Genomic DNA, 1,756 nt, shown 5'->3' with positions numbered 1-1,756 from the left:
CACAGGGAAGAAAGGTTACTAGAACGCTCCAATCGTCCTGCAAAATCCAGTTGTCTTTGCTCTTCATCGTCACCTCCTGTGGTGACGATTATATGGCCAAACCCATGCATATTCAATAGGTTAAGTTAGCGCTTATGGGGCTGCGCCCACCAATAGCCAGCTCCTACTCCTGCCCGATATCGTCAGGTAACTCCACACTACCATCGCCTCCCCAACTCTCCTCTTACGCGCCCCGCGCAACCCACCTGGGAAAACTGCTGAACGGCCATGTAAACCCGCGTTTGAACCAGTCTTCCCCCGGATCGAGCTGCCCACATCAGACCTGTAGCCCCACCAGGCGTTTCACACCCAATTTGAGCATATGCCGTTTCCCGGCTTTTTGGGACAGGATGTTTCTGTAAAGGATGCCGGTACTTTTCGGAGGCACTGATTTGACCATTTTCTTGTGTAGCTGGATGGCATTCGACGTACAGTTCGCAACGCAAACCCCACAGCCGATGCAGCGATCACGGTTGACTGTACACACATCATTAAGGAGTGTCACAGCCTGCAACTGGCACCGGTCAACACAAGACTCACAACCTGTGCATAACTCAGCGTCCACTTCTGCATAGTAGCTGGCCGCATACAGTTCTGCCGGGCGGGGGAATTTCTTTGCAGCCAGCAGTAATCCGCAGCAGTCGCCACAACAGCAGCAGACAGCCTCCGGCCTCTGTGAGTTAACTGGTTGGAGAACCAATCCCGCTTCTTCAGCCTTCTCAAGAACATCAAAGGCTTCCTCTTTGGTGATGGGCCGTGCGAGTCCCATATCCAAGTAGTGCTGCGCCGAACTGCGAAATACCAAGCATGTCTCGCGAAGGTCAGTGTGATGGCAGCTTTCTCCAACCATGTCTTTGGCCTGTCTGCAAACGCAGTTGGCCACTACAATTTGGCCGCCGATGCCCTCGACAATCTCTCTTATATTGTCATAGGTGCTAACGCTATACTCCTGAGGAATGCTCTTCTCTATTGGGATTGTGCGCAACTGGGGAATATTGGTCCTGTACAGTTCACCGGCAAAAGCCTCATCGAGATATTGCAGCATGTCTTCGGCAAAACCTTTGGTGAGCCGCCCTACCTGGTATTCATACATCCCGATGGCGAGCATCGTGTTGCTGTAATACTTTTTATCACCCCTATTCTTTAATGAGACGATACCTTTGTTCACCATACGGTCCAATAGCTGCTCGAGTTCTTCAATAGACTTCCCACTCTTCTTCATACGCCTGTAAATGCGACTCAGGGGCTCCGGCAGCATGGAAAGCCGCATCGCTACTCCCGCTTCTTCCGGAGTGAACAGATGCTTCAGTATGCGAATCTCGACACCGGATTGTGTGGATGGTAAACCTATGGGCAGCCTGTCCAAATGTCTCTGCAGGGACCGGTATACTTCACTCTCAGTCGTCATTCTGTCCTCGGATTTTAGTGCAAAGTCAGATATTCTTGCAGCCAAGGCCTCTCATGGCCAAGTTGTCTCCTCCAATACCACGGGCTGTGCCTGCGCGAACGGGTGCCCTGCGGCATTATACCACCCAACCTCAGTCTGGATAGAAAGAGGACTGAGGGACAGTTGCTCTGACTCCCATAAATCTCACCTTAGCAAGAAGCTGGTCTGGATTGGCTGTTGCCCAGACTCATCCATTGCTCTTTGCATCGCCAGGTAGAATTCAGGCCTAATGCGGCGTACACCCCGCGCCTTCTCAACCACCCCAGCTTC

General features: G+C 52.2%; 1 protein-coding gene. It reads right to left on the bottom strand.

Annotation, left to right across the window (positions count from 1 at the left end; translation table 11 throughout):
• Positions 1-316 precede the first annotated feature (316 nt).
• On the bottom strand, positions 317-1,447 hold the full coding sequence (locus NTZ04_01440; GenBank protein MCX5990988.1) for a 4Fe-4S binding protein: 1,131 nt from the start codon (positions 1,445-1,447) through the stop codon (positions 317-319).
• Between the last annotated feature and the right edge of the window lie 309 nt (positions 1,448-1,756).

The sequence above is a fragment of the Chloroflexota bacterium genome (assembly GCA_026389585.1).
In the GTDB taxonomy this organism is placed as follows: domain Bacteria; phylum Chloroflexota; class Dehalococcoidia; order UBA2247; family RBG-13-53-26; genus JAPLHP01.
This window is presented reverse-complemented; position numbering and strand designations above follow the sequence as displayed.